Raw genomic sequence first — 25,190 nt, 5'->3', positions numbered from 1 at the left:
GCCCATGTCCGGAACCCGTCTTTCCCTTTCGCTGGCCGCCGAGGCCCAGACCCGCGCCCTGGCCGACCGGCTGGCGGCGGCTCTGGGGGCGGGCGACACGCTGCTGCTCGACGGGCCGATCGGGGCGGGCAAGACCGCCTTCGCCCGCGCGCTGATCCAGGCGGCGCAGACCCGCGCCGGGCTGCCGCCCGAAGACGTGCCCTCACCGACCTTCACCCTGGTCCAGACCTACGAAGCCGGGCCGTTCGAGATCTGGCATGCCGATCTTTACCGGCTGGGCCATCCCCACGAGGTGCTGGAACTTGGGCTTGACGAGGCGTTCGACCTGGCACTTTGCCTGATCGAATGGCCCGACCGGCTGGGCGATCTGGCCCCGGCAGACGCCCTGCGCCTGACCTTCGGCCCCGGCCCGTCCGAAACCGCCCGGACGCTCGATCTCGTTTCGGCCGACCCGTCCTGGGCCGACCGCCTGTCCTTCCTTGCCGCAAAAGACGACCCCGATGCGTGACACTGCCTGCGCCGATTTCCTCGCCCGCGCCGGATGGGCCGAGGCCCGCCGTGCGCCCCTTGCAAGCGATGCCTCGAACCGCCGTTACGAGCGGCTGACGCGCGGGACAGAGACCGCCGTGCTGATGGATGCCGATCCGGCGCGCGGCGAAGATGTGCGCCCCTTCATCGCCATCGCGCGCCACCTGACCGGGCTTGGCCTGTCGGCCCCCGCGATCCTGGCCGAGGACGCGGCGCAGGGCTTTTTGCTGCTCGAGGATCTGGGCGACGCCCTGTTCGCCCGGGTGCTTACCGACGATCCCCGACCGGAAGACACGCTTTACGCTGCCGCGACCGACCTGCTGGCCGATCTGCACCGCGCGGCCCCGCCTGCGGGCCTCGCCGCCTATGACGCCGAGACCATGGCCGATCTGGCCTGCCTCCCGTTCCAGTGGTACCTGACCGGGCTTGGCAGGCCCGCGCCCGAGGCAGAGATCGCGGCCTTTCGCGCGACGATCGGGACCCTGCTGGAGTCCACCGCACCGCCCTCGGTGCTGATCCTGCGGGACTATCACGCGGAAAACCTGATCTGGCTGCCCGACCGCAGCGGCGCCGCCCGGGTCGGGCTTCTCGATTTTCAGGACGCACGCGTGGGCCATCCCGCCTACGATTTGGTGTCGCTTCTGGAAGACGCGCGCCGCGACGTGCCCCCGGCGCTTCAGGCCCGGATGCGCGCGCGGTACGTCGCCCGCACCGGAAGCGACCCCGACGCCTTCGCCCGCGCCTACGCCCTGACCGGCGCCCAGCGCAACCTGCGCATCCTGGGCGTTTTCGCCCGGCTGTGCCTGCGCGACGGCAAACCCGGCTATCTGCGGCTGATGCCCCGTGTCTGGGCGCATCTGATGACCGATCTCGACCACCCGGCGCTGGCCGAACTGCGCGACCGCACGCTTCAGCTGCTGCCGCCGCCCGACCCCGACCGCCTTGCCAGGATCGAAAGCCGATGCGCCCGACGGCCCTGATGCTGTTCGCCGCCGGGTTCGGCACCCGGATGCGACCGTTGACCGACGACCGGCCCAAGCCGCTGATCGAGGTGGCAGGGCGGCCGCTGATCGACCATGCGCTGGCGCTGGCCGAAGGCGCCGGGCTGAACCGCATCGTCGTGAACGCGCATTACCGCGCCGGGCAGATCGAGAGCCATCTGGTCGGACGCCACGGCATTGCGGTCTTGCGCGAGGACCCTCAGATCCTCGATACCGGCGGCGGGCTGCGCCATGCGCTGCCGCTGCTGGGCGAAGAGCCCGTCTTCACGCTGAACAGCGACGCGGTCTGGACCGGGCCGAACCCGCTGGCCACGCTGGCCGCCGCCTGGGACCCGGCCCGGATGGACGGGCTTTTGCTGCTGATCCCGCGCGGCCGCGCGACCGGTCACGCCGGGACGGGCGATTTCCTGACCGATGCCGACGGCCGCCTGACCCGTGGCCCGGGCGCCGTCTATTCGGGCGCTCAGATCCTCAGGACCGACGGGCTGGCCGAGATCCCCGAGCCGGTCTTTTCGCTGAACCGGCTCTGGGACCGGATGCTGGCCGAGGGGCGGCTTTTCGGCGTTCTGCATCCCGGCGGATGGTGCGATGTGGGCCACCCCGGCGGGATCGCCGAGGCCGAGGCGCTGCTGGCGGGGCAGACCGATGCTTGAGGGCCCAGCGCCCCGCCTCTATGGCCTGCCGCCCGGCGCGGACTTCCCGCGCGAGCTGCTGATCGGGCTGGAACAGAGACTGTCCGGTGCCTCGCCCGAGGCCTGGGCCGAAGTCGAGATCTGGGTCAATACCGAACGCATGCGGCGGCGTCTGACCGCCCTTTTCCAGGCCGGGCCGCCGCGTCTGCTGCCGCGCATCCGGCTGGTGGCCGAGCTTTCCCGCCATCCGATCCTCGCCGATCTGCCCGCGCCCGTTTCGCCGCTTCGGCGGCGGCTGGAACTGGCGCAACTGGTCCGCGCTCTGCTGGACCGCGCCCCCGATCTGGCGGCGCGCAGTTCGGCCTTCGATCTGGCCGACAGTCTGGCCGCGCTGCTGGACGAAATGCAAACCGAGGGCGTGCCGCCCCGCGTCCTGCACCAGCTCGATGTCGGGAACCTCTCGGCGCATTGGGCGCGGGCGCGGCAATTCCTGACGCTGGTCGAGGACTGGCTTGGCGCCGACCTTTCGGACCGGCCCGGCACCGGCGCCCGCCAGCGGCTGGCGGTCGAACGGCTTGCCGCGCGCTGGCGCGCCGATCCGCCCCGCCATCCCGTCATCGTCGCGGGCACGACCGGGTCGCGCGGCGCGACCGCGCTGTTCCTCAGGACGGTCGCCGGTCTGCCCCAGGGTGCCGCCGTGTTGCCGGGCTTCGACTTCGACATGCCCGCCGCGATCTGGGAAGGCCTGGACGACGCGCTGGCCGCCGAGGACCATCCCCAGTTCCGCTTTCTCCGAATTCTCGATGACATGGGGCTGGCCCCCGAGGCGGTTGCGCCCTGGGTCGGCACGCCCGCCCCGTGCCCGCCGCGCAATCGTCTGGTCTCGCTCGCACTCCGGCCCGCGCCTGTCACCGATCAGTGGATGGAAGACGGGCCCCGGCTGACCGACCTTGACCGGGCCACAGGGGGGCTGACCCTGATCGAGGCGCCTTCGCCGCGCGCCGAGGCGCTGGCCATCGCGTTGCGGCTGCGCCGGGCCGCCGAGGACGGGCAAAGCGCAGCACTGGTCACCCCCGACCGGACCCTGACCCGGCAGGTGACCGCCGCGCTCGACCGCTGGGGCATCCGGCCCGACGACAGCGCGGGCATGCCGCTGCCGCTGTCGCCGCCGGGGCGGTTCCTGCGACAGGTCGCGGCGCTGTTCGGGCGGCCGCTGACGGTCGAGACGCTGCTGGCGCTGCTCAAGCATCCGCTGACCGCCTCAAGCCCGGGCCTGCGCGCCGATCACCTGCGCTGGACCCGCGAACTTGAACTTCATCTGCGCCGGAATGGTCCGGCCTTCCCAGATGGTCACGCGCTGATCGGTTGGGCGGCGGGCAGCGAGGACGGGCGCGAGGCCTGGGCCAACTGGCTTTCCGCAGCGCTGGAGGACGTGGATCGGGCCGGAACAGAGCCGCTTTCAGCCCATGTCGCGCGCCACCGTGCGGCCTGCGAAACCCTCGCCGCTGGTCCCGGCAGCACCGACCCCGGCGCGCTTTGGCTGGAGGAGGCGGGTGCGCAGTCACGCGCCGCGCTGGACCTGCTGGCCGACGAGGCCGACGCGGGCGGCGAGATGACCCCCGGCGATTTTTCGGCGCTGCTCGACTCGGTCCTGCGCGACGGCACCGTGCGCAGCGCGGTCGAGCCGCATCCCGGGGTGATGATCTGGGGCACGCTCGAAGCCCGCGTTCAGGGCGCCGATCTGGTGATCCTCGCCGGGCTGAACGAGGGCACCTGGCCCGAGACCCCGCCGCCCGACCCCTGGCTGAACCGGCAGATGCGGGCCGAGGCGGGCCTGTTGCTGCCCGAACGCCAGATCGGGCTGGCCGCGCATGACTTCCAGCAGGCGATCTGCGCCCCCGAAGTGATGATCTCACGCGCGATCCGCACGGCCGAGGCCCAGACCGTGCCCGCGCGCTGGCTGAACCGGCTGACCAACCTGATGGACGGACTGGGCGGCAATGGCGGCCCCGAGGCGCTGGCCGCAATGCGCGCGCGGGGCCGGAACTGGCTTGACATGGCGCAGGCGCTCGACCGGCCCGCGACGCCGCTGCCCGCCGTGCGCCGGCCCTCGCCCCGGCCGCCGCTCGACCGCCGCCCCGAGCGGCTGTCCGTGACCGCGGTCGAACGGCTGATCCGCGATCCCTATGCCGTCTATGCCCGCCATATCCTGCGGCTGAAGCGCCTCGATCCGCTGGTGCGCAGCGCCGATGCGCCGCTGCGGGGCACGGTCCTCCACAAGGTGATGGAGCGGTTTCTGGACCGGCCCATCGACCCCGATCCGGCCCGCGCCCGGGCAGATCTGATGGCCATCGCCGATGAGGTTCTCGCGACCGAGGCGCCCTGGCCCGCGGCCCGCGCGCTTTGGCGGGCACGGCTCGGGCGCGCAGCCGAGAGCTTTCTGCGCGACGAGGCGCGACGTCAGGCCGAGGCCGCCTGCATCGCCCGCGAACGCCCGGGCGCGGCACGGCTGGACAGCGGCTTCACACTCACCGCGCAGGCCGACCGGATCGACCGCCGCCCCGATGGGCGTCTCATCGTCTATGATTACAAGACCGGCACGCCGCCCAGCCTGAAGGCGATGGAAGCCTTCGACAAGCAGCTGCTGCTGGAGGCCTGCATTGCAGAACGCGGCGGCTTCGAGGAGATCCCGGCCGCGCCCGTCGATCACGTCACCTATATCGGCCTCGGCCAGCCGCCGAAGACCGTGACCAACTGGCTTGACGACGATCTGGTGGCGCGCAGCTGGGCCGAGCTCGGGCGCCTGATCGACCGTTATGCCCGCCCGGACCAGGGCTATACCGCCCGCAACCGGATCCAGAAACGCAGCGACATCACCGATTACGACCTGCTGTCGCGCTTTGGCGAATGGGACGAGACCGATCCGCCGGAACCGGAGGATGTGGGATGACCCGGAACGAGGCGAGCGAACGGCAGATCCAGGCCGCCGACCCGTCGGGGTCTGTCTGGCTGTCGGCCAATGCGGGCTCTGGCAAGACCCGGGTTCTGACCGACCGGGTGGCACGGCTTCTGCTGGCGGGGGTGCCGCCGCAGCGCATCCTGTGCCTGACCTATACCAAGGCCGCCGCGGGCGAGATGCAGAACCGGTTGTTCGACCGGCTGGGCGGCTGGGCGATGCTGGCCGATGCCGATCTGCGGCAGGCTCTGCACGAGCTGGGCGTCGAGACCGCCATCGGCGAGGACACCCTGCGCGAGGCAAGACGCCTGTTCGCGCGCGCCATCGAGGCGCCGGGCGGGCTGAAGATCCAGACCATCCATTCCTTCTGCGCGGGGCTTCTGAGGCGGTTTCCGCTCGAGGCCGGGGTCTCGCCGCAATTCGTCGAGATGGACGACCGCAGCGCCCGCCGCCTGCGGGCCGAGCTGGTCGATGCGCTGGCCGAGGGTCCTGAGGCCGGTCGCTTTGCCGATCTGGCGCGGTTTCACACCGATGCCGAGCTCGATGCACTGACCGCCGAGATCGCCAGCCATCGCGACCGGTTTCCGGCCACCGCCGACCCGGGCGCGATCTGGAAAAGCTTCGGCCTTTCCGCCGATGAGGACAGCGCGGTCCTGCTGCGCGGCGTCTTCACCGGGACCGAAGAGGGGCTGCTGACCCGGCTGAAATCCGCGCTGGCCGGAGGCGGCAAGACCGATCAGACCGCCGCCGCCAAGCTTGACGCGCTGAATCTCGGCGGCGCCGACCGTGCCCTGCTGATCGGGCTGGAGGATATCCTGCTGACCGGCACCGCCGCAAAACAGCCGTTTTCGGCCAAGACAGGGTCTTTTCCTACCAAGGCGGTACGGATGGCGCTTGGCCCAGATCTGGCGCCGCTGGAAGACCTTATGATCCGGGTCGAGACCGCGCGGCCCCGGCGGCTGGCGCTGGATGCGGCCGAGCGGACGCTGGCGCTCCACCGCTTTGCCGAAGCCTTCCTGCCCGCCTATGCGGCGCGCAAACAGCTGCAGGGCTGGCTCGATTTCGACGACCTGATCCTGAAGGCGCGCGATCTGCTGACCGATCCGGGCGTCGCGCAATGGGTGCTGTTCCGGCTCGATGGCGGGCTCGATCATATCCTGGTCGATGAGGCGCAGGACACGAGCCCGGTGCAATGGCAGGTGATCGAGCTTCTGGCGCAGGAATTCACCGCGGGCGAGGGCGCGCGCAGCGGGGTCGAGCGCACGATCTTCGTCGTCGGCGACAAGAAACAGTCGATCTATTCCTTCCAGGGCGCCGATCCCGAGGGCTTCGACCGGATGCGCGCGCTGTTCCGCGACCGGCTGGAAAATGTCGACCGGGGCCTTCTGAACCTGACGCTGGAATACTCGTTCCGCTCGTCCGAGGCGATCCTTGGCGTGGTCGACCGGACCTTCCCCGAAGGCGCCCGCGCCGGGCTGGACCGCGAGATGCGGCACCGCGCCTTTCATGCCGACCTGCCCGGCCGGGTCGATATCTGGCCCGTGGTCGAGGATAGCGAGGCCGCCGATCTGGGCCATTGGGCCGATCCGGTCGACATGCTGGGCGCCTCGCATCACAGCGTGCGGCTGGCGCGGCAGGTGGCGGGCGAAATCCGCGCGATGATCGACCGGGGCGAGACCGTCGCCGCCAAGGGCGGGGGCCGCCGCCCGATCCATGAGGGCGACATCCTGATCCTGGTGCAAAGCCGGACGGATCTGTTTCACGAGATCATCCGCGCCTGCAAGGCAGAGGGGCTGGAAGTGGCGGGCGCCGACCGGCTGAAGATCGGCGGCGAGCTTGCGGTGCGCGACCTGACCGCGCTTTTGTCCTTCCTGGCGCTGCCCGAGGATGACCTGTCGCTGGCCTCGGCCCTGCGCTCGCCCTTGTTCTGTTGGTCGGAGGATGCGCTGTTCCGGCTGGCGGCACCACGCAAGGGCTATCTCTGGCAGGCGCTTCGACACGCGGATCAGGCCGGAACAGAGACGGTTCCGGTGCTGCAGGCGCTGCTGGACGAGGCCGATTTCCTGCGCCCCTATGACCTTGTCGAACGCATCCTGACCCGCCATGACGGCCGCCGCAGACTGGTGGCACGGCTCGGGCAGGAGGCCGAGGACGGGATCGACGCGCTGCTGACCCAGGCACTGGCCTATGAGACGACCGAGGTGCCCTCGCTGACCGGGTTCCTGGCCTGGCTGTCGAGTGGCGAGGTCGAGATCAAACGCCAGCTCGATGCGGCGGGACGGCGGATCCGGGTGATGACGGTGCATGGCGCCAAGGGGCTCGAAGCGCCGGTGGTGATCCTGCCGCATACGGCGCAGCGCACTGTCACCATCCGCGACCAGATCTATACGCTGGAAAACGGCCTGCCCGCCTGGAAGACCGGATCGGACGAGCGGCCAGAGGCGCTGGCGACCGCCCATGCCGCGCGGGTGCAGCGCGAGGAAGAGGAACGCTCGCGCCTGCTTTACGTTGCGATGACCCGGGCCGAGCAATGGCTGATCGTGGCGGCGGCTGGAAAGCTCGCGAAGGATGGCAGCGACTGGTACAGCCGCATCCGTCGCGGCACCGAGGCGCTGGGGCCGGTGCCGCATGATTTCGGTTTCGGCGAGGGGCTGCGCTATGAACGCGGGCTCTGGCCCGGAGAGCGGATCGCGGTCGCGCCCGAAACGGACCAGCCCGAGATCGCGCTGCCCGACTGGGCGCTCCGCGAGGCCCCGCGCCCCGACCGGCCGCCGCAACCGCTGTCGCCCTCGGATCTGGGCGGCGCCAAGGCCCTGCCGGGCGATGCGCCCGCACCGGCCGAGGCCGGGGATGTCCGCGCCCGGGGCACCTGGATGCATCTTCTGCTGGAACATCTGCCGGGCACCGATCCGGCCGACCGCCCGACGCTGGCCCGCGCGCTTCTGACCGCGGCCGACCCGCCCGCGCCCGAGGCCGCGATCCCGGCCCTTGCCGACGAGGCCGCGGCCCTGATGGCGCGGCCCGATCTGGCGCCGGTCTTCGCGCCCGGCACGCTGGCCGAGGTTCCGCTGACCGCCCCCCTGGGCCACGGGCGGCTGAGCGGCACGGTCGACCGGCTGATCCTTGCGCCCGGCCGGGTCACCGCGGTCGATTTCAAGACCAACGCCATCGTGCCATACCGCCCCGAAGACACGCCCGAGGGCATCTTGCGCCAGCTGGGCGCCTATGCCGTGGCGCTGGCGCAGATCTATCCCGGGCGCGAGATCGAGACGGCGGTTCTGTGGACCGGGACGGGCAGGCTGATGACGATCCCGCGAGAGCTGGGCCAGGCGGCGCTGGCCCGGGCGGGGCTGGCTTGACGCTCAGGGTCGCGGTCCTTACCTTCCGGCCTCGATCCCAGGTTCCAAGGAGAGACCCAGATGCCCACCCATGCCGTCACGGACGACACCTTCGACGCCGAGGTGCGCCAGTCCGACATTCCCGTCGTCGTCGATTTCTGGGCCGAATGGTGCGGCCCCTGCAAGCAGATCGGCCCGGCCCTGGAAGAGCTGTCGGTCGAGCTGGAAGGCAAGGTGAAGATCGTCAAGGTCAATGTCGACGACAACCCGACCAGCCCGGCCCAGCTGGGCGTACGCGGCATCCCTGCGCTCTTCCTGTTCAAGGACGGGCAAGTCATTTCCAGCAAGATCGGCGCCGCGCCCAAGGCCGCGCTGCAGAACTGGATCCACGAGTCGGTCTGATCCGCCAGATCCCGACTGAGACAAAGGGGCGCCCCGGCGCCCCTTTTTCGTGCCCGGCTTGTGGGGCAGCATCGCGCGCATATATCGGACCCGGAAATCGCAGGAGAACGGCATGTCGAAAACCGAGTTTCCCGGATGGCACGGGACCACCATCATCGGCGTCCGCCGCGGCGGACAGGTGGTGATCGCCGGCGACGGTCAGGTCAGCCTGGGCCAGACCGTCATCAAGGGCACCGCCCGAAAGGTGCGCCGCCTGTCGCCCGGCGGCTATGATGTCGTCGCGGGGTTCGCCGGATCGACGGCCGATGCCTTCACACTCTTGGAACGGCTGGAGGCCAAGCTGCAGGCAACCCCGGGCCAGCTTCAGCGCGCCGCGGTCGAGCTGGCCAAGGACTGGCGCACCGACAAGTACCTGCAGAAGCTCGAGGCCATGCTGATCGTCAGCGACGGGGCCGAGCTTTACGTGATCACCGGCGCGGGCGACGTGCTTGCCCCCGAATTCGACGTGGCCGCCATCGGATCGGGCGGCAACTACGCGCTGGCCGCGGCCCGGGGGCTGATGGAAAATACCGAGCTTTCGGCCGAAGACGTCGCCCGCAGGGCGATGGCGATCGCGGCCGATATCTGCGTCTACACGAACGGCAACCTGACGGTGGAGACCATTTCCCGATGACCGACCTGACCCCCCGCGAAATCGTCTCGGAACTCGACCGGTTCATCATCGGCCAGAGCGATGCCAAGCGCGCGGTCGCGGTCGCGCTGCGAAACCGCTGGCGGCGCAAGCAGCTGGCCGACGACCTCCGCGAGGAGGTCTATCCCAAGAACATCCTGATGATCGGCCCGACCGGCGTCGGCAAGACCGAGATCTCGCGCCGTCTGGCCAGGCTGGCCCGGGCGCCCTTCATCAAGGTCGAGGCGACCAAGTTCACCGAAGTCGGCTATGTCGGGCGCGACGTGGAACAGATCGTGCGCGATCTGGTCGATATCGCGCTGGTGCAGACCCGCGACTGGATGCGCGAGGACGTCAAGGCCGCCGCCTACAAGGCCGCCGAGGACCGGGTGATCGCCGCCATCGCCGGATCGGACGCGCGCCAGCAGACCCGCGAGATGTTCCGCACCAAGCTGAAGAAGGGCGAGCTTGACGACACCATGATCGAGCTCGAGATCGCGGACACCTCGAACCCCCTGCAGGGGATGGAGCTTCCGGGCATGGCGCCGGGGCAGGGACAGCAGGGGATGATGTCGCTGGGCGATCTCTTCGGCAAGGCCTTCGGCGGGCGCACCGTCAAGAAGCGGATGACCGTCGCCGAGAGCTACGAGATCCTGATTTCGGAAGAGGCCGACAAGCTGCTGGACGATGAGACGGTGAACCGGACCGCGCTGGAGGCGGTGCAGGAAAACGGCATCGTCTTCCTCGACGAGATCGACAAGGTCTGCGCCCGGTCCGACATGCGCGGCGCCGATGTCAGCCGCGAGGGCGTGCAGCGCGACCTCTTGCCGTTGATCGAGGGCACGACCGTTTCGACCAAATACGGGCCGGTGAAGACCGACCATATCCTCTTCATCGCCTCGGGTGCGTTCCATATCGCCAAGCCTTCGGACCTGCTGCCCGAATTGCAGGGCCGCTTGCCCATCCGGGTGGAACTGCGCGCACTGACCGAGGGCGATTTCGTCCGCATCCTGACCGAGACCGACAACGCCCTGACCCGGCAATACACCGCGCTGATGGGTACCGAGAATGTCGCCGTCGAGTTCACCGAAGACGGCATCGCGGCGCTGGCCAAGGTCGCAGCCGAGGTCAATGAGAGCGTCGAGAATATCGGCGCGCGGCGGCTTTACACGGTGATGGAACGGGTCTTCGAGGAACTCAGCTTCACCGCGCCCGACCGGGGCGGCGACAGCGTGCGGGTCGATGCGGATTTCGTCGAGAAGAACCTGGGCGAGTTGACCAGATCAGCCGACATGACCCGCTATATCCTCTGATCCCGCCTAGCGGGGGCGCCGCAGATAGACGTAGAAGGCGCCCTCGCCGCCATGCTTGCGGTGGGCAGGCGTGACCTGCAGCACCGCGCCGGTCAGCGGCGCTTGCTGCAGCCAGTGCGGCACCTGCCGCCGCAAGACCCCGCGCCGGTCGGCAAAGGCCGGCTCCCATTCCGTGCCGCGCCCCTTGCCGGTAATCACCAGAACCAGACGCCGCCCCTCGGCCTGGCTGCGCAGGATGAACCCGATCAGCGCCGGATGCGCCTCGGCGAGCGTCATGCCATGCAGGTCGATCCGCGCCTCGGGGTCGAGCTTGCCGCCCTTCATCCGCAAAAACGCCTTGCGGTCCATGCGGATCGCGGCCGGGGCCGGGTCGGGCGCGGCGGCCGGGGAGGGCGCCTTCGCGCCCAGCCGGAACGGTGCCAGCGGCGCCGCCGCTGCCTTGAGCGGCGGGGCGGGGACCGGCGCGGGCGGTGCCGTGTCGGGCACAGGGTCGGGGGCTGCTTCGCGCATCGGGCGAACCCGGCGCGCGACCTCGTCCCAAACTGCGCGGTCCTCGCGGCTGAGGCGGCGACGACGCAAGGCTCAGCCTCCGGGCAAGAGCGCAAGCGCCAGGTCGATCGGCAGCAGCACCACCATCCGGCCCGGATCGCGCACCTCGCCCGCCAGCCGCCCGGCACCCGCGCCGGTGCCATAGAAGATGTCGGCTCGCTGCGCCCCCTTGATCGCCGAGCCGGTGTCCTGCGCGACCATCAGCCGGTGCAAGGGATGCCGCCCGCCCTTTTCGATCCAGACCGGCGCGCCCAGCGGCACGTAGGCGGGGTCGACCGCAAGGCTGCGCATCGGCGTGACCGGCCGGTTCATCGCCCCGAGCGGCCCCTTGCCCGGCGGCAGCGCGTCAAGTTCGCGGAAGAAGACAAAGGACGGGTTGTGCAGAAGAAGGTCCGCCCCCGCGTCGGGATGGCGCCGGACCCAGGCGCGGATCACCCGGGCCGAGACCTGATGCGCCTCATAGACCCCGCGCCGGACCAGCTCCTTGCCGATCGAGCGGTAGTCGTGGCCGTTCTTGCCGCCATAGCCGACGCGCAGCAGGGCACCGTCGGGCAGGGTCAGCCGACCCGATCCCTGCACCTGAAGAAAGAACACATCGACCGGGTCTTCAAGCCAGGCGATTTCCAGCCCGCGCCCGTCAAGCACCCCGCCTTCGGTGATCTCGCGGCGCGAGAACCAGGGCCGGTCGGCGGGAAGGTCGGGCGGCAGGCGGTAGATCGGATACCGAAAGCGGGCATCTGGGGCGCGGGCGGCCTTGAGCACGGGCTCGAAATAGCCGGTGAACAGCGCCGGGTTGTCGCCGCCGATCAGGACCGGCCGGAAAAACAGCTCGAAGAAGCTCCGGGCGCTCGATTGCCGTTCGGACAGGGCACAAAGCGCGGTCCAGGGCGGATCTGGCAGGTCGGGGCAGGTTTCGCGGAAAGCGGCCAGCGCCTGGGCATGGTTGTCGGTGTCCCAGCCCTTGAGATCGGCAAAGGAGAGCATCTCGACCGACGGCGCCGCCGTGCCCGGGCCGGCGCCGCCCAGGGCCATCGCCAGACAGATCGCGGCCCCGAAGCCGCGAAGCGCGCGCGTCGGCGCCGCGTCGCCGGTCGGGGAGGGTGATGCGCTGCGCTTTTCCACGGGGCCCTGTTGTCGCGATCCGCTGCGCCGCGTTCCGCCCGACCCGGGTCCGGCCGGGCGCAGGCGCGCGCCCCGGGCGCAGGTCGGGGCCAAGCCCCGTGATAGCGCCAAACGCCGCCCGGTCCCAGACCGGATGTGCCGAAACCGGCCCGGATCGGCGGAATGATCGAAAGACAGGCTGACCCGGCAGGCCGCAGTCCCGCCGGGCCGGGCGGCCGGTCAGCGGCAGTTTTCGAGCCGCGCTTCCAGCGCCAGTTTCCGGCCCTTGGCGGCCGCGAGATCGCCCGCCTTGTCGCCGCCCGAAAGGGTCGACATCGGCACCAGGATCAGGAAGACGCCGATCGCATCGGCCGTCGCGGCTCCCGATTGCTTGCGCGACAACTCTTCGACCTCGGCATTGACCTTCATCAGCTCGTCGCGCGCCTTCGCGCAGCTCATCTTGTCGTACATACCGGCGGGCATCGGGGCGGGGGCGATGGCGTCGGGGCGTTTGGCACAGGCGGAAACCGACAAGACCAGGGCACAGGACAACAGTCCGACGAAACGAAATTTCACTGCAGCGACCTCAAAAAATGGAACTCATCACGAAAGGGTGAATAGCTTCCCGGAATGAAAAGGCCAGCCGTTTCGCGCCGGGAGAAAATTTGACGCAGCGTTTGGAACCGCGGCACCGAGCGGAGAGGGTCAGGACACCGGAGCCCAGAGCACGTCCTCGATCCGCGGCGCGGCCGTGGCCAGCATCGCCAGCCGGTCAAAGCCAAGCGCGATGCCCGAGGCGGGCGGCATCAGCGCCAGCGCCGCAAGAAAATCCTCGTCCAGCGGATAGCGCTCGCCATAGACGCGCTCTTTCTCGTCCATCTCGGCCTCGAAACGGCGGCGCTGTTCGGCGGGGTCGGTCAGCTCGCCGAAGCCATTGGCCAGTTCGACCCCGCAGGCATAGACCTCGAACCGCTCGGCCTCGCGCGGGTCGTCAGCGCAGGCCCGCGCCAGCGCCGCCTCGGCGGCCGGATAGCGGTCGAGCACGGTGATCCGGCCGCGCCCCAGATGCGGCTCGATCCTCTCGACCAGAACCCGGCTGAAGATGTCCGACCAGCTGTCCTCCGCGCCAAAGGCGATGCCGGCAGCAGCGGTCTGGGCGGCAAGCCCGTCGCGGTCGGTGCCGCCCCCGGGCGCAAGCGTCGCCAGAAGGTCGATCCCGGCATGATCGGCAAAGGCCTGCGCCACCGACAGCCGCTCGACAGGCGCGAAGGGGTCGCAGTTCTGCCCGTCATGGCAAAGCCGCCTTGTGCCCGCCGCCTCGCAGGCCAGTTGCAGCATCCGGGCGGTGTCCTCCATCAGCCGGGTGTAATCCTCACCCGCGCGATACCATTCCAGCATGGTGAATTCGAGGCTGTGGCGCGGCCCGCATTCCCGGTTGCGCCAGACATGGGCGAAGGCCGCGATCCGGGTTTCGCCCGCGGCCAGCAGCTTCTTCATCGCGAATTCGGGTGAGGTGTGCAGATACATCCGCCGCGTCCCCCCGTCCGTGCCGATGGCTTCGGTCGCGAAGGCATGCAGATGCGCCTCGTTGCCGGGGCTGATGACCAGCGCCGGCGGGTCGACCTCGACGAAATCCTGATCCGCCAGCCAACCCCGGATCGCGGCCTGCACGCGGTTGCGCGCCAACAGCGCCGGGCGGCGGTCGGCATGCCGGGTCGGGGTCCACCAGGGCGTGTCGGTCATGCGCTGCGCCTTTCTTTCTTCTGGAATTTCGCGCCAAGTTCGGCTAGGGCCGTGTCCGATCAGCCGGATATACCGCAGCAAGACCGTCCACAAGGAAACCCCCGTGAAAGTCATCGCCTCCTCGCTCCGCAAGGGCAACGTCGTCGAAAAGGATGGCCAGCTCTACGTCGTTCTCAAGGCCGAGAACTTCCATCCCGGCAAGGGCACGCCCACCACGTCGGTCGACATGCGCCGGATTTCGGACGGCGTGAAGACCACCGAGCGCTGGAAGACCACCGAACAGGTGGAAAAGGCCAATGTCGACGAGCGCGAATACGACTTCCTTTACGACGACGCGGAAGGGTTCCACTTCATGAACCCCGAGAGCTTCGACCAGGTGGCGGCGCATCCCGACGTGGTCGGCGACTCGGCGGCCTACCTGCAGCCGGGGATGCGGGTTTTCCTGCAGACCTTCGAGGGCAACCCGATCTCGATCGAACTGCCGCAGAAGATGGTCGTCGAGGTCGCCGAGACAGAACCGGTGGTGAAGGGGCAGACCGCCTCGTCGAGCTACAAGCCCGCCATGACCGATATCGGCGTGCGGGTGATGGTGCCCCCCCATATCGATGTCGGCACCCGGATCGTGATCAACACCGCCGACAACACCTACGTCGAACGCTCGAAGGACTGATGCGGGCGGGATGTCCGGCCGCCTGCCGCGCGGCCGGACCCGAGGACGCCTAGCGCGTCTTCAGAAGCGCGATCACCGCCGCTCCGATCTCGGCCACAGCGGCGTTGCGCGTGGCCCAGTCGGCGGGACAATCGGACAGATAGATCGCCACGATGACCGGCGCCCGGCCCGGGGCCTGGATCATCGCCACCAGATTGCGGGTATAGTCCCTGCCGCCGCCCGACTTGTCCGAGACCGTCCAGTCCGGCGGCGTACTGGCACGGATCAGGGACGCGGTGACCGAGCCATGGCTCATCCAGTCCGCAAGGCGGGCCCGAGAGGCGGGCGACAGCACATCCCCCAGCAACAGCCTCTGCCAGGTCGCCGCCATCGCCGCGGGGCTGGTGGTGTCGCGCGGATCGGCCGGGTCGAACAGGTTCAGGCCGGGTTCGGTGCGGTCGAGCCGCGTCACCGGATCGCCGATCCGGCGCAGGAAGGCCGTCACCTCCTGCGGGCCGCCCAGCCGGTCGATCAGCAGATTGGCGGCGGTGTTGTCGCTCATGTCGAGAGCGGCGAGGCAGAGATCGCCAAGCGTCATCGTCCCGCCGACATGGGTCTCGGCCACCGGGGCATAGTCAAGGATCGCCTCGGGCGGGATCGCCACCGCATCGCCCAGCGACAGCAGCCCCCGGTCGGCGCGATCGAGCACGGCGCCGCACAGCACCGACTTGAAGGTGCTGGCCATCAGGAACCGTTCGGAGTCGCGGTGGCTCCAGCCCCAGTCGGACCCGCTGTCGCGGATCGCGACGCCGATCCGCGCGGGCAGGGCGGTTTCAAGCCGGGCAATGGTGTCGGCCAGGGCCCGGGCCGCGTCGTCTTCCGCAGTGCGGGCAAGGGCGGAGCCGCACAGCGCAAGGCCGAGGGCAAGTCCCGCCAGAAGGCGGGGCAGTCGAAGAGGATAGGACATCGCGAAGGACACTCCTTGGCTGCGACCGGCGGGCCGGGTCCGGGCCCGAAAGGGCCGGTCATGGGGATCGAGGATGTTCAGACAGCGCGCGTTGTCCTGTAGATCTGATAGCGAGGCGCCCCGTCCGGGACCAACGAGAAATCGTCACGCGCCGCATGAGCTGAGGTAATGGCGATGGACCGGCCCGACATTCCGCTGAACGCCCTGCGCGTCTTCGAAGTCGCGGTGCGGCAGGGCAGCTTTACCCGGGCGGCCGTCGAACTACGGGTGACACAGGCAGCGGTCAGCCATCAGATCGCGCGGCTCGAGGATCTGCTGGGCACCGCGCTGTTGCTGCGCACGCCCGGCGGGCTGGTGCCGACCGACGAGGGGCGAATGCTGTTTCCGGTGCTGGAACAGGGGTTCGACGCGATGGCGCGGGCGCTGGACCGGATCGCGGGGCGGCACCATATCGAGGTGCTGAAGGTGGGCGTGGTCACGACCTTCGCGCTTGGCTGGCTGATGCCGCGCCTGCCCGCCTTCACCCGGGCGCATCCCCGGATCGACCTGCGGATCTCGACCAACAACAACCGGGTCGAGATCCTGCGCGAGGGGCTCGACATGGCGATCCGCTTCGGCAGCGGGCTCTGGACCGGGATCGCAGCCGAGCCGCTGGTCGAGGCCCCGCTGGCGCCGCTTTGCGCGCCCGGTCTGGCGGCGCGCCTGAAAAGCCCGGCCGATCTGGCGCGCGCGCCGCTGCTGCGCAGCCATCGCAGCGACGAGTGGCCGCGCTGGTTCGCCGCCGCAGGCCATCCCTGTCCGCCGCTGACCGGCCCGGTCTTCGATTCCTCGATCGCGCTGGCCGATCTGGCGGCCGAAAGCGCGGGCGTGGCGCTGTTGCCGGTGCCGATGTTCGCGCGGCAGATCGCGGCGGGCACGCTGGTCCAGCCCTTCGCGGTCGAGCTGCCCGCCGGGCGCTATTACCTGACCTATCCGGCAGACCGGGCGCTGACGCCGGAAATGACCTGCTTTGCCGCCTGGCTGAAGGCCGAGGCGCTGAACGGGGAATGAGGGGGCCCTTTAGGCGTGCCGCCGCAGCGGGGCGTGGCGCGTCACTCGTCGGTCGCGACGAGCTGCCAGTTCGGATCGTCCGAGCCCATCACGCGGGCAAAGGTCCACACATCGCGCTGACGCTTGATTTCGCTCGGGCTGCCCTCGACGATCTCGCCCGCCTCGTTGCGCACGACAGAGGTCAGTTCGCCAACGAACCGCACCATCAGTTCGGCCTCGCCGGTGTCGCGGTCATAGGTCGCATCCTTCAGCGACAGCTCGCGCACGCCGACGAAATTGGCATCGACCGACAGCCCCTGTTCCTCGCGAAGCCGGATCACCTCGGCAAAGCTGTCGCGGACATCGGGAGCCAGAAACGCCGCTACATCCTCGATGGTGCCATGCTCGAAGGCCATCAGGATCATCTCATAGGCGCCGCGCGCACCATGGAGGAATTCGCCGACCGAAAAGCCCGGTTCGGCCAGCTTCATCGCCGCCAGCGCCTTCGCGGCCGGGCTGCCATCCTCGACATGATCGGTGATGTCGGTATCGGGACCGCCCTCGATCACCTCGAAGGACCGGCGGTTGTCGGCCCGGCGCGCCGCGGGATCGGGCATCTGCACGGGCGGCTTTTCAAACCCTTCGCGCGTGCCGAGGACTGACCGAAGCCGCAGGATCAGGAACACGGCGATCCCCGCAAGAACCAGAAGCTGGATGATGGCAGAGCTCATGAAAACCTCGCGGGTCGCGGGAAGCGTTTGTATCGAAGCGTTACCGCACATATGTAAGGCACGCCTTCGATCAAGTCCACCGGGCCGCCCGAAGCAGAATGAGGTGATGCAATGTGGCTTTTCCTGCTGTTCCTGTCGATCCCGCTGATCGAAATCGCGCTTTTCATCCAGGTGGGCGGGCTGATCGGGCTGTGGCCCACGCTGGGCATCGTGCTGGCGACCGCCGTGGCGGGCACCTGGCTGATGCGCCAGCAGGGCGCGCTGGCGCTGTCGCAGGTGCGCAGTTCGTTCAACGAGCTGCGCGACCCGACCGAGCCCCTGGCCCATGGCGCGATGATCCTTTTTGCCGGGGCGATGCTGCTGACGCCGGGCTTCTTCACCGACACGATGGGTCTTCTGCTGCTGATCCCGCCGGTTCGTGCGGCGGCCTATCGCTGGCTGTCCAAACGCGTGGTGGTGCAATCGGTGGGCTTCGGCGCCCCGCCGCGCGGCGGCACGGCCCATGCCCGGCCGCGCCCGGCCCGCGAAGACATCATCGACGGCGATTTCGAGGACCTGTCATCGCAAGACGTTCCGGAAGACCGCGGCTCGCTGTCGCCTTCGGGCTGGACGCGGCATTGAGCGACGGGGGCCGACCTGCTAAGCGAAGGCGCAACGCAACCCTTCGCAGGAGCACGCCATGAGCGAGACCGAGGGCAACGGCGCCGCCGCGCAGCAGCCGCAAGTGAGAATGCAGATCCTGGGCCAGTATATCCGGGACATGTCCTTCGAGAACATTCTGGTCCAGAAGGGCGCCTCGGGCGAGGTGACGCCCGACGTGACGGTGCAGGTCGCGCTCGACGCGCGCAAGCGTCCGGCCGAGCATCAATACGAGATCATCACCAAGTTCACCGTCTCGTCGAAGAACAAGGCCGACCAAAGCCAGCTTTTCCTGATGGAACTGGACTATGCCGGGCTCTTCCATATCGAGAACGTGCCCGAGGACCAGCTGCATCCCTTCCTGCTGATCGAATGCCCGCGGATGCTGTTCCCCTTCGTGCGGCGCATCGTGTCGGACGTGACGCGTGACGGCGGCTTCCCGTCGCTGAACCTCGAGCCGGTCGATTTCGTGGCGCTGTACCGTCAGGAAATCGCGCGCCGCGCCGCCGCCGTTCAGAACGAACAGACGCCGAGCGGCACCGCCTGAGCCTGCTCAGTCGTAGGTTTTCCAAAGCGCGCCGTCGCCCATCGCCTGAACAAAGGCCCGATGGGCGGCGGCTTCTTCGTCTGTCAGGCGCGGGGGCAGGGGGGTCGGCCGCGGACGCGGACGCCAGGCCGCCGCCTCGGCCTCGGACCCGCCGCCCGTGGCCCGGGACCGGGTGGCCAGCATGAAATCGGGCTGTCGGCCGCCGATCAGTTCCAGATAGACCTCGGCCAGGATCTCGGAATCGAGCAGCGCGCCGTGCTTTTCGCGCATCGTGTTGTCGATGCCGAAGCGACGGCAGAGCGCGTCCAGCGTCGCGGGCGAACCCGGAAATTTCTTGCGCGCCATGGCCAGCGTGTCGATCGCCTGGCTCATCGGCAGTTTGGGCAGGCCCAGCCAACCAAGCTCGGCATTCAGGAACTTCATGTCGAAGCTGGCATTATGGATCACCAGTTTCGAATCCTGCACGAAATCGAGGAATTTCTGCCCGACCTCGGAAAACGGCGGCTTGTCGCGCAGGGTGACCTCGCCGGGCTTGGCCGGACGCGGGTTGGCCAGAATATCGGGCCCGATCCCGTGCACACCGAAGGCTTCGTCCGGCATGTCGCGGCCGGGGTTGATATAGACGTGAAACGTCTCGCCGGTGGGCAGATGGTTCCAGAGCGCGACGGCGCCGATCTCGACGATCCGGTCGCCGGTTTCGGGCTCGAAGCCCGTGGTTTCGGTGTCGAGAACGATCTCACGCATCGGCGGCCCCCAGCTTTTCGATCAGCGCCACGACCTCTGCCCGGGCGCGGTCAAGCGTCAGCGTCTCGATCACATGATCGGCGCGGGCGCGTTTTTCGGCATCGGGCATCTGGCGGGCCAGGATGGCGTCCAGCTGCGCCTCGGTCATGCCCGGACGGTCCAGCACCCGGGCGCGCTGAACCTCCGGCGTCGCGGTCACCACCAGCACCGCGTCGAGCCATTTATCGGCCCCGGTCTCGAACAGAAGCGGGATGTCCAGCACCAGAAGCGGCGCGTCGCGGTGCCGGTCGATGAAGGCCTGACGGTCGGCCGCGACCAGCGGATGCACCACGGCCTCGATCCGCATCAGCGCCTCGGGCTCGCGGGCGATCCAGTCCTTCAGCGCCGCACGGTCGACCGCGCCCCGGCGGACCGCCTCGGGGCAAAGGCCGCCGATGGGTCCAACCGCGGCGCCGCCCTCGGCATAAAGGCCGTGCACGGCGGCATCGGCATCCCAGACCGGCACGGCCCGCTCGCGAAACAGTGCGGCGGTGGTCGACTTGCCCATGCCGATGGACCCGGTCAGGCCCAGAAGAAACGGCCGACTCATGCGTCCAGAAGAACCGCGCGGGCGGCCTCGTCGACCTCGGGACGGCGGCCAAACCAGCGCTCGAAGCCCGGCGCGGCCTGATGCAGCAGCATCCCCAGCCCGTCGACAGCGACACAGCCACGCGCCCGCGCCTCGCGCAGGAAAGCCGTTTCCAGCGGCACATAGACCAGGTCGCTGACCACCGCATCGGGCGAAAGCGCGTCGAGCGGCACCTTGAACTCGGCCTTGCCGACCATGCCCAGCGAAGTGGTGTTCACCACCGTCGCGGCGCCGTCGATCATCGCCGCCGCCTGCACCCAGTCATGTACCACGATCTTGGGGCCGAACTCGGCCCGCAGCGCCTCGGCGCGCGACCGGGTGCGGTTCGAGACGCGGATTTCGCGCACGCCCTGTTCCGACAGCGCGGCCACCACCGCCCGCGCGGCACCGCCCGCGCCCAGCACGGCGGCGGGTCCAGCGGTCGGGTCCCAGCCCGGGGCGCCCTGACGCAGGTTCTCGATGAAGCCGATCCCGTCGGTATTGTCGGCATAAACCTTGCCGTCGGCGCGGAAGATCAGCGTGTTGGCCGACCCGATCAGGGCGGCGCGGTCCGACACGGAATCGGCAAGGCTGAGGATGGTTTCCTTGTGCGGAATCGTGACGTTGATGCCCACGAATCCCATGCGCGGCAGCGCCTCGAGCACCTGCTTCAGGTCGGCATGGGCCACATCCATCGGAATGTAGAATCCGCGAATGCCGTAGCGTTCCAGCCAGTGGCGGTGCAGCAGGGGCGATTTCGAATGCGCGATGGGAGAGCCGATGACACCGGCCAGGGGGATCTTGTCACTCATGCCATCAAAACTCCTCGGGTCGTCAGGAAGGTCAGCAGCGGTAGCAAGGGCAAACCCAGAACATCAAAATAGTCACCCTCGATGGTAGAAAACAGACGCACGCCTTCTTCTTCCAGCTTGTAGCCGCCCACCGCATCGCGCACGGCGGGCCAGTTGCGGTCAAGATACTCGTCCAGGTAGCGGTCGGAAAACGGCCGCATCGTCAGCGAGACCTCGCCGACATGGCGCCAAAGCGGGCGCATGTCGTCATAGACCACCACCGCCGACAGAAGCTGATGCTTGCCGCCGCGCAGGCTGCGCAGCTGCTGGCGCACCGCCTCGCGGGTTTCGGCCTTGGCCAGCACCTTGCCGCGATGGGCCAGCACCTGGTCGCAGCCGATCACCAGGGTACCGGGGTGCTTTTCGGCCACCCGCTTGGCCTTGAAGGCCGCCAGTTCCTCGGCGATGTCGCCCGGCCCGGCGCCCTCGGCCTCCATCGCGGCACGGATCGCGTCTTCGTCGACGCGCGCGGGCACGGTTTCGAAGACAAGCCCCGCCCGGGTCAGAAGCTGGCGGCGGATGGACGAGCCGGAGGCGAGGATCACGCGGTCGGATGTCGGTTCGGGCATCGGTCGGGACATTGGTTCGGGCATTCGGGGCAACCCTGTGGATAAACCCAGGAGAGACGGTCGCACGGTTTCAGGATAAGTGGTGCCTGCCTGCTGGGGTGCCGGTCGGATGGGGAAATGTCAAGAATCCGGCTGTCCAAATCCACCGTGGATGATCGCCGACGCCGCCTGTTAGCGAATCGTCGCGCTCAAGATACACAGAAGTTATCCACAGGCAGGAAGGACAGATGAGGACAAAAATCTCCTTTTATTGCTTATCGTTGCAGGATTTTCGCAGAAATCGTGACGAGTTATCTTCACTTTCTTCCACAGGCTCGGGAACTGTGGATGAAGCCGGGGAGGGACAGGTAATCCACACCGTCCACAGGCCCTACAAAAACATCATCTTTTCTTTTCTTTTCCTATTGCTCTAGAAGAGGCGCGGTAGGCGACCGAGCGTAGCGAGGCAGACAATGTCGGAATTTCTGGCCAACATGTATCCGTGGACCAAGTCGCTCCACATCATTGCGGTGCTGACCTGGATGGCCGGGTTGTTCTATCTGCCAAGGATCTTCGTCTATCACACCGAGAAGGTGACCCCGGGCCACGAGACGGACGCGCTGTTTCAGGTCATGGAGATGAAGCTTTACCGCTACATCATGAACCCTTCGATCATCGCGGTCTGGGTCTTCGGGTTGGCTTTGGTGCTTACACCAAATGTGGTATACTGGGACTCGATCTGGCCCTATACCAAGGGGGTCTGTGTCATTGCGATGACCTGGTTCCACATGTGGCTGGGGGCGCGGCGCAAGGATTTCATCGCGGGCCGCAACACCCGGACTGGCCGGACCTTCCGCATGATGAACGAAGTGCCGACGCTTCTGATGCTGGTCATCGTGTTTTCGGTGGTGGTCAAGTTCTAGGCCGGTCTGCTCCGAGTTGACTCGGGGCCCGCACCGGACTATGCAGCGTCCTTAACTCGGGCCGTCCGGTCCGGGGATTCCCGTATAACGTGTGCGCAGCCTGCCCGGCGCCGTCATCCGCAAAGCTCTCCCATGACCCGAGACTGTCTGAACCTCGCCGATCTCAAGGCCCAGAGCCCCAAGGATCTTCTTGCCATGGCGGAAGAGCTTGAGATCGAGAATGCCACGACGATGCGCAAGGGCGAGATGATGTTCTCGATCCTCAAGGAGCGCGCAGAGGAAGGTTGGGAAATCTCGGGCGATGGCGTCCTTGAGGTGCTGCAGGACGGGTTCGGCTTTCTGCGCTCGCCCGAGGCGAACTACCTGCCGGGTCCGGACGACATCTATGTCTCGCCCGACATGATCCGCATGCATTCGCTCAGGACCGGCGACACGGTCGAGGGCGTGATGCAGGCGCCGCGCGAGAACGAGCGCTACTTCGCGATCACCAAGGTCACGAAGATCAACTTCCAGGACCCCGAGCAGGCCCGGCACAAGATCAACTTCGACAACCTGACGCCGCTTTATCCGGACGAGCGGCTGAAAATGGAAATCGAGGACCCGACGATCCGCGACCGGTCGGCCCGGATCATCGATCTGGTGGCGCCGATCGGGAAGGGTCAGCGCGCGCTGATCGTCGCGCCGCCGCGGACCGGCAAGACGGTCCTGCTGCAGAACATCGCCCATTCGATCGAGACCAACCACCCCGAGACTTATCTGATCGTCCTGCTGATCGACGAACGGCCCGAAGAGGTCACCGACATGCAGCGGTCTGTGAAGGGCGAGGTCATTTCCTCGACCTTCGACGAACCGGCGACGCGCCACGTCGCGGTGGCCGAGATGGTCATCGAAAAGGCCAAGCGCCTGGTCGAACACAAACGAGATGTTGTGATCCTTCTTGATTCGATCACAAGACTTGGGCGAGCCTATAACACCGTCGTGCCGTCTTCGGGCAAGGTGCTGACCGGCGGTGTGGACGCCAACGCGCTGCAACGGCCGAAACGGTTCTTCGGTGCCGCGCGGAACATCGAAGAGGGCGGGTCGCTGACCATCATCGCGACCGCCCTGATCGACACCGGCTCGCGCATGGACGAGGTGATCTTCGAGGAATTCAAGGGCACCGGCAACTCCGAGATCGTGCTCGACCGGAAGGTGGCCGACAAGCGGGTCTTCCCGGCGATGGACATCCTCAAATCGGGCACCCGGAAAGAGGATCTGCTGGTCGACAAGTCCGATCTGCAGAAAACCTTCGTCCTGCGCCGGATCCTCAACCCGATGGGCACGACCGATGCCATCGAGTTCCTGATTTCCAAGCTCAAGCAGACCAAGACGAATTCGGAATTCTTCGATTCGATGAACACCTGAGGCGGCTTCGCCCGGAGGTGATCCCTGGACACGATCTTCGCCCAGGCGACGGCACGCGGAAAGGCGGGCGTCGCCGTAATCCGCATTTCCGGTCCGCGGGCCATGACGGCCGCGCGCGCCCTGGCCGGGTCGCTGCCCGCACCTCGGCAGGCGGGCTTGCGTCGGCTGAGGAATGCCGAAGGCGTGCTGCTGGACGAGGCGCTGGTGCTGTGCTTTGCGAAAGGCGCGAGCTTCACCGGCGAGGATGTCGTTGAACTTCAATGCCATGGCAGCCCCGCCACCGTTGCTGCCGTGTTGCGCGCCCTTGGCGAACAGGATGGGCTGCGGCTGGCCGAGCCCGGAGAATTCACCCGGCGCGCTCTGGAAAACGGCGTTCTGGATCTGGCGCAGGTCGAGGGGCTGGGAGATCTGCTGGAGGCCGAGACTGAGGCGCAGAGACGTCAGGCCCTGCGCGTTCTTTCGGGCGCTTTGGGGGAAAAGGTTGCGCTGTGGCGCGAGTCTCTCATCCGCGCGGCCGCGTTGCTGGAGGCCACGATTGATTTCGCCGACGAGGACGTGCCGGTCGACGTGACTCCCGAGGTCACGGCCCTTCTTTCCGGGGTTTCAACCGCGCTTCAGACAGAGATCGAGGGCGTTGCGATGGCCGAGCGGATACGCGACGGCTTCGAGATCGCCATCGTTGGGCCGCCGAACGCAGGAAAATCCACGCTTTTGAACCACTTGGCGGGCCGCGAGGCGGCAATCACCTCTGAACACGCCGGCACCACGCGCGACGTGATCGAAGTGCGGATGGATTTGCGCGGCCTTCCGGTGACATTTCTCGATACCGCGGGTCTGCGCGACAGCGCCGACGACGTGGAAACCATCGGCATTGCGCGGGCCATCGAGCGGGCGACTGCGGCCGACCTTCGGGTGTTCCTGCTGGACGACAGCGGCCGGACCGAGGGCCTGGCGCAGGGTCCGGATGACATTGTGCTGCGGGGCAAGGCCGATCTGGGCGATGGGACAACCGGGGTGTCCGGCCGAACCGGGCAGGGCGTCGCCGAGCTGGTGGAAAGGATCGCGGCCATCCTCAACAGCCGGGCCTCGCGTGCGGTCACGGCCACGCGAGAACGGCATGCCGAAGCGATGCGGCGCGCGCGAGGCGCTATCGCGGAGGCGCAGAATCAGCTATCTCACGGCATGGGCTCGACAGAGCTGGCGGCCGAGGATATCCGTCGCGCAGCGCGGGCGCTTGAGTCTCTGCTTGGCAGGATCGATGTTGAAACCCTGCTCGACGAGATCTTCGCGCGTTTCTGCCTGGGAAAGTGAGGAGTGT

25 protein-coding genes are annotated in these 25,190 nt (G+C 68.2%); 15 read left to right on the top strand and 10 right to left on the bottom strand.

All coding sequences use genetic code 11. From position 1 onward, the window contains the following. Positions 1-4: 4 nt before the first annotated feature. The 8 genes from tsaE (at position 5) to hslU (ending at position 10,840) form a co-directional block, all read left to right on the top strand. Positions 5-508 carry a tRNA (adenosine(37)-N6)-threonylcarbamoyltransferase complex ATPase subunit type 1 TsaE gene (gene tsaE, locus BYZ73_RS05715; protein WP_112315228.1) on the top strand — a complete coding sequence of 168 codons (504 nt, stop codon included), beginning with the start codon at positions 5-7 and terminating at the stop codon, positions 506-508. Continuing rightward, on the top strand, positions 501-1,508 hold the full coding sequence (locus BYZ73_RS05710; protein WP_112315227.1) for an aminoglycoside phosphotransferase family protein: 1,008 nt from the start codon (positions 501-503) through the stop codon (positions 1,506-1,508). The genes tsaE and BYZ73_RS05710 overlap by 8 nt, the downstream gene beginning before the upstream one ends. Beyond that, positions 1,490-2,182 carry a nucleotidyltransferase family protein gene (locus tag BYZ73_RS05705; RefSeq protein ID WP_112315226.1) on the top strand — a complete coding sequence of 231 codons (693 nt, stop codon included), beginning with the start codon at positions 1,490-1,492 and terminating at the stop codon, positions 2,180-2,182. Before BYZ73_RS05710 ends, BYZ73_RS05705 begins: the two co-directional genes overlap by 19 nt. Continuing rightward, positions 2,175-5,111, top strand: coding sequence for a double-strand break repair protein AddB (gene addB, locus BYZ73_RS05700; protein WP_112315225.1), 2,937 nt, complete (start codon positions 2,175-2,177; stop codon positions 5,109-5,111). The genes BYZ73_RS05705 and addB overlap by 8 nt, the downstream gene beginning before the upstream one ends. Then, the gene (gene addA, locus BYZ73_RS05695; RefSeq protein ID WP_112315224.1) at positions 5,108-8,476 is read left to right on the top strand and encodes a double-strand break repair helicase AddA; all 3,369 of its coding nucleotides are present in this window, start codon (positions 5,108-5,110) and stop codon (positions 8,474-8,476) included. The genes addB and addA overlap by 4 nt, the downstream gene beginning before the upstream one ends. A gap of 60 nt (positions 8,477-8,536) precedes the next feature. Next, positions 8,537-8,857, top strand: coding sequence for a thioredoxin (trxA, locus tag BYZ73_RS05690; protein WP_075784124.1), 321 nt, complete (start codon positions 8,537-8,539; stop codon positions 8,855-8,857). 112 nt (positions 8,858-8,969) lie between these two features. Beyond that, complete coding sequence (gene hslV / locus BYZ73_RS05685) at positions 8,970-9,530, top strand: ATP-dependent protease subunit HslV (RefSeq protein ID WP_108025716.1); 561 nt, start codon at positions 8,970-8,972, stop codon at positions 9,528-9,530. After that, complete coding sequence (gene hslU / locus BYZ73_RS05680; RefSeq protein WP_108025714.1) at positions 9,527-10,840, top strand: ATP-dependent protease ATPase subunit HslU; 1,314 nt, start codon at positions 9,527-9,529, stop codon at positions 10,838-10,840. The genes hslV and hslU overlap by 4 nt, the downstream gene beginning before the upstream one ends. A 6-nt stretch (positions 10,841-10,846) precedes the next feature. Here hslU and BYZ73_RS05675 read toward each other — a convergent pair whose 3' ends face one another. The 4 genes from BYZ73_RS05675 to epmA all read right to left on the bottom strand — a co-directional run bounded on the left by BYZ73_RS05675 (position 10,847) and on the right by epmA (position 14,233). Then, positions 10,847-11,419, bottom strand: coding sequence for a Smr/MutS family protein (locus BYZ73_RS05675; protein ID WP_112315223.1), 573 nt, complete (start codon positions 11,417-11,419; stop codon positions 10,847-10,849). A gap of 3 nt (positions 11,420-11,422) precedes the next feature. Next, on the bottom strand, positions 11,423-12,421 hold the full coding sequence (gene mltA, locus BYZ73_RS05670; protein ID WP_112315307.1) for a murein transglycosylase A: 999 nt from the start codon (positions 12,419-12,421) through the stop codon (positions 11,423-11,425). A 309-nt stretch (positions 12,422-12,730) separates the two neighbouring features. Then, positions 12,731-13,066: a hypothetical protein gene (locus BYZ73_RS05665; protein WP_146176241.1), complete on the bottom strand. Its 336-nt coding sequence runs from the start codon at positions 13,064-13,066 to the stop codon at positions 12,731-12,733. A 129-nt stretch (positions 13,067-13,195) separates the two neighbouring features. Then, positions 13,196-14,233, bottom strand: a complete 1,038-nt coding sequence (gene epmA, locus BYZ73_RS05660) for an EF-P lysine aminoacylase EpmA (RefSeq protein WP_112315222.1) — start codon at positions 14,231-14,233, stop codon at positions 13,196-13,198. 103 nt (positions 14,234-14,336) lie between these two features. Here epmA and efp point away from each other — a divergent pair, with 103 nt between their 5' ends. After that, positions 14,337-14,903 (top strand): elongation factor P, encoded by a 567-nt coding sequence (efp, locus tag BYZ73_RS05655; RefSeq protein ID WP_075784130.1) that lies wholly within the window; start codon positions 14,337-14,339, stop codon positions 14,901-14,903. 49 nt (positions 14,904-14,952) lie between these two features. Here the strand turns inward: efp and bla are convergent, their stop codons facing one another. Continuing rightward, positions 14,953-15,849 (bottom strand): class A beta-lactamase, encoded by an 897-nt coding sequence (gene bla / locus BYZ73_RS05650; protein ID WP_112315221.1) that lies wholly within the window; start codon positions 15,847-15,849, stop codon positions 14,953-14,955. Positions 15,850-16,017: 168 nt separating this feature from the next. Between bla and BYZ73_RS05645 the strand changes: the two genes are divergently transcribed. Further along, a complete protein-coding gene (locus tag BYZ73_RS05645) occupies positions 16,018-16,899 on the top strand; it encodes a LysR family transcriptional regulator (RefSeq protein WP_220086792.1) in 882 nt (293 codons plus the stop codon). Between the two features lie 41 nt (positions 16,900-16,940). Here BYZ73_RS05645 and BYZ73_RS05640 read toward each other — a convergent pair whose 3' ends face one another. Next, positions 16,941-17,609, bottom strand: coding sequence for a Tim44/TimA family putative adaptor protein (locus tag BYZ73_RS05640; protein WP_108025939.1), 669 nt, complete (start codon positions 17,607-17,609; stop codon positions 16,941-16,943). Between the two features lie 111 nt (positions 17,610-17,720). On the opposite strand from BYZ73_RS05640, the gene BYZ73_RS05635 reads away from it, so the two are divergent. Then, a complete protein-coding gene (locus tag BYZ73_RS05635; protein WP_112315220.1) occupies positions 17,721-18,230 on the top strand; it encodes an FxsA family protein in 510 nt (169 codons plus the stop codon). Positions 18,231-18,288: 58 nt separating this feature from the next. Further along, the gene (gene secB / locus BYZ73_RS05630) at positions 18,289-18,795 is read left to right on the top strand and encodes a protein-export chaperone SecB (protein ID WP_108025702.1); all 507 of its coding nucleotides are present in this window, start codon (positions 18,289-18,291) and stop codon (positions 18,793-18,795) included. 6 nt (positions 18,796-18,801) lie between these two features. Here secB and dnaQ read toward each other — a convergent pair whose 3' ends face one another. From dnaQ to BYZ73_RS05610, 4 genes are read right to left on the bottom strand one after another with little or no spacing between them, the layout of a single operon-like run. Further along, a complete protein-coding gene (dnaQ, locus tag BYZ73_RS05625; RefSeq protein ID WP_112315219.1) occupies positions 18,802-19,539 on the bottom strand; it encodes a DNA polymerase III subunit epsilon in 738 nt (245 codons plus the stop codon). Then, positions 19,532-20,128 (bottom strand): dephospho-CoA kinase, encoded by a 597-nt coding sequence (coaE, locus tag BYZ73_RS05620; protein WP_112315218.1) that lies wholly within the window; start codon positions 20,126-20,128, stop codon positions 19,532-19,534. Before coaE ends, dnaQ begins: the two co-directional genes overlap by 8 nt. After that, on the bottom strand, positions 20,125-20,958 hold the full coding sequence (locus BYZ73_RS05615; protein WP_108025696.1) for a shikimate dehydrogenase: 834 nt from the start codon (positions 20,956-20,958) through the stop codon (positions 20,125-20,127). The genes coaE and BYZ73_RS05615 overlap by 4 nt, the downstream gene beginning before the upstream one ends. Continuing rightward, positions 20,955-21,566, bottom strand: coding sequence for a Maf family protein (locus BYZ73_RS05610; protein ID WP_112315217.1), 612 nt, complete (start codon positions 21,564-21,566; stop codon positions 20,955-20,957). Before BYZ73_RS05610 ends, BYZ73_RS05615 begins: the two co-directional genes overlap by 4 nt. 452 nt (positions 21,567-22,018) lie before the next feature. On the opposite strand from BYZ73_RS05610, the gene BYZ73_RS05605 reads away from it, so the two are divergent. From BYZ73_RS05605 to mnmE, 3 genes are all read left to right on the top strand, one after another. Beyond that, entirely contained in the window at positions 22,019-22,468 is a 450-nt protein-coding gene (locus tag BYZ73_RS05605) for a CopD family protein (RefSeq protein WP_112315216.1), read from the top strand. Between the two features lie 132 nt (positions 22,469-22,600). Next, complete coding sequence (gene rho, locus BYZ73_RS05600) at positions 22,601-23,872, top strand: transcription termination factor Rho (RefSeq protein ID WP_112315215.1); 1,272 nt, start codon at positions 22,601-22,603, stop codon at positions 23,870-23,872. A 24-nt stretch (positions 23,873-23,896) separates the two neighbouring features. Further along, entirely contained in the window at positions 23,897-25,183 is a 1,287-nt protein-coding gene (gene mnmE, locus BYZ73_RS05595) for a tRNA uridine-5-carboxymethylaminomethyl(34) synthesis GTPase MnmE (protein WP_112315214.1), read from the top strand. Positions 25,184-25,190 lie beyond the last annotated feature (7 nt).

The organism is Rhodovulum viride (genome assembly GCF_003265965.1).
GTDB classification, from domain to species: domain Bacteria; phylum Pseudomonadota; class Alphaproteobacteria; order Rhodobacterales; family Rhodobacteraceae; genus Rhodovulum; species Rhodovulum kholense.
This window is presented reverse-complemented; position numbering and strand designations above follow the sequence as displayed.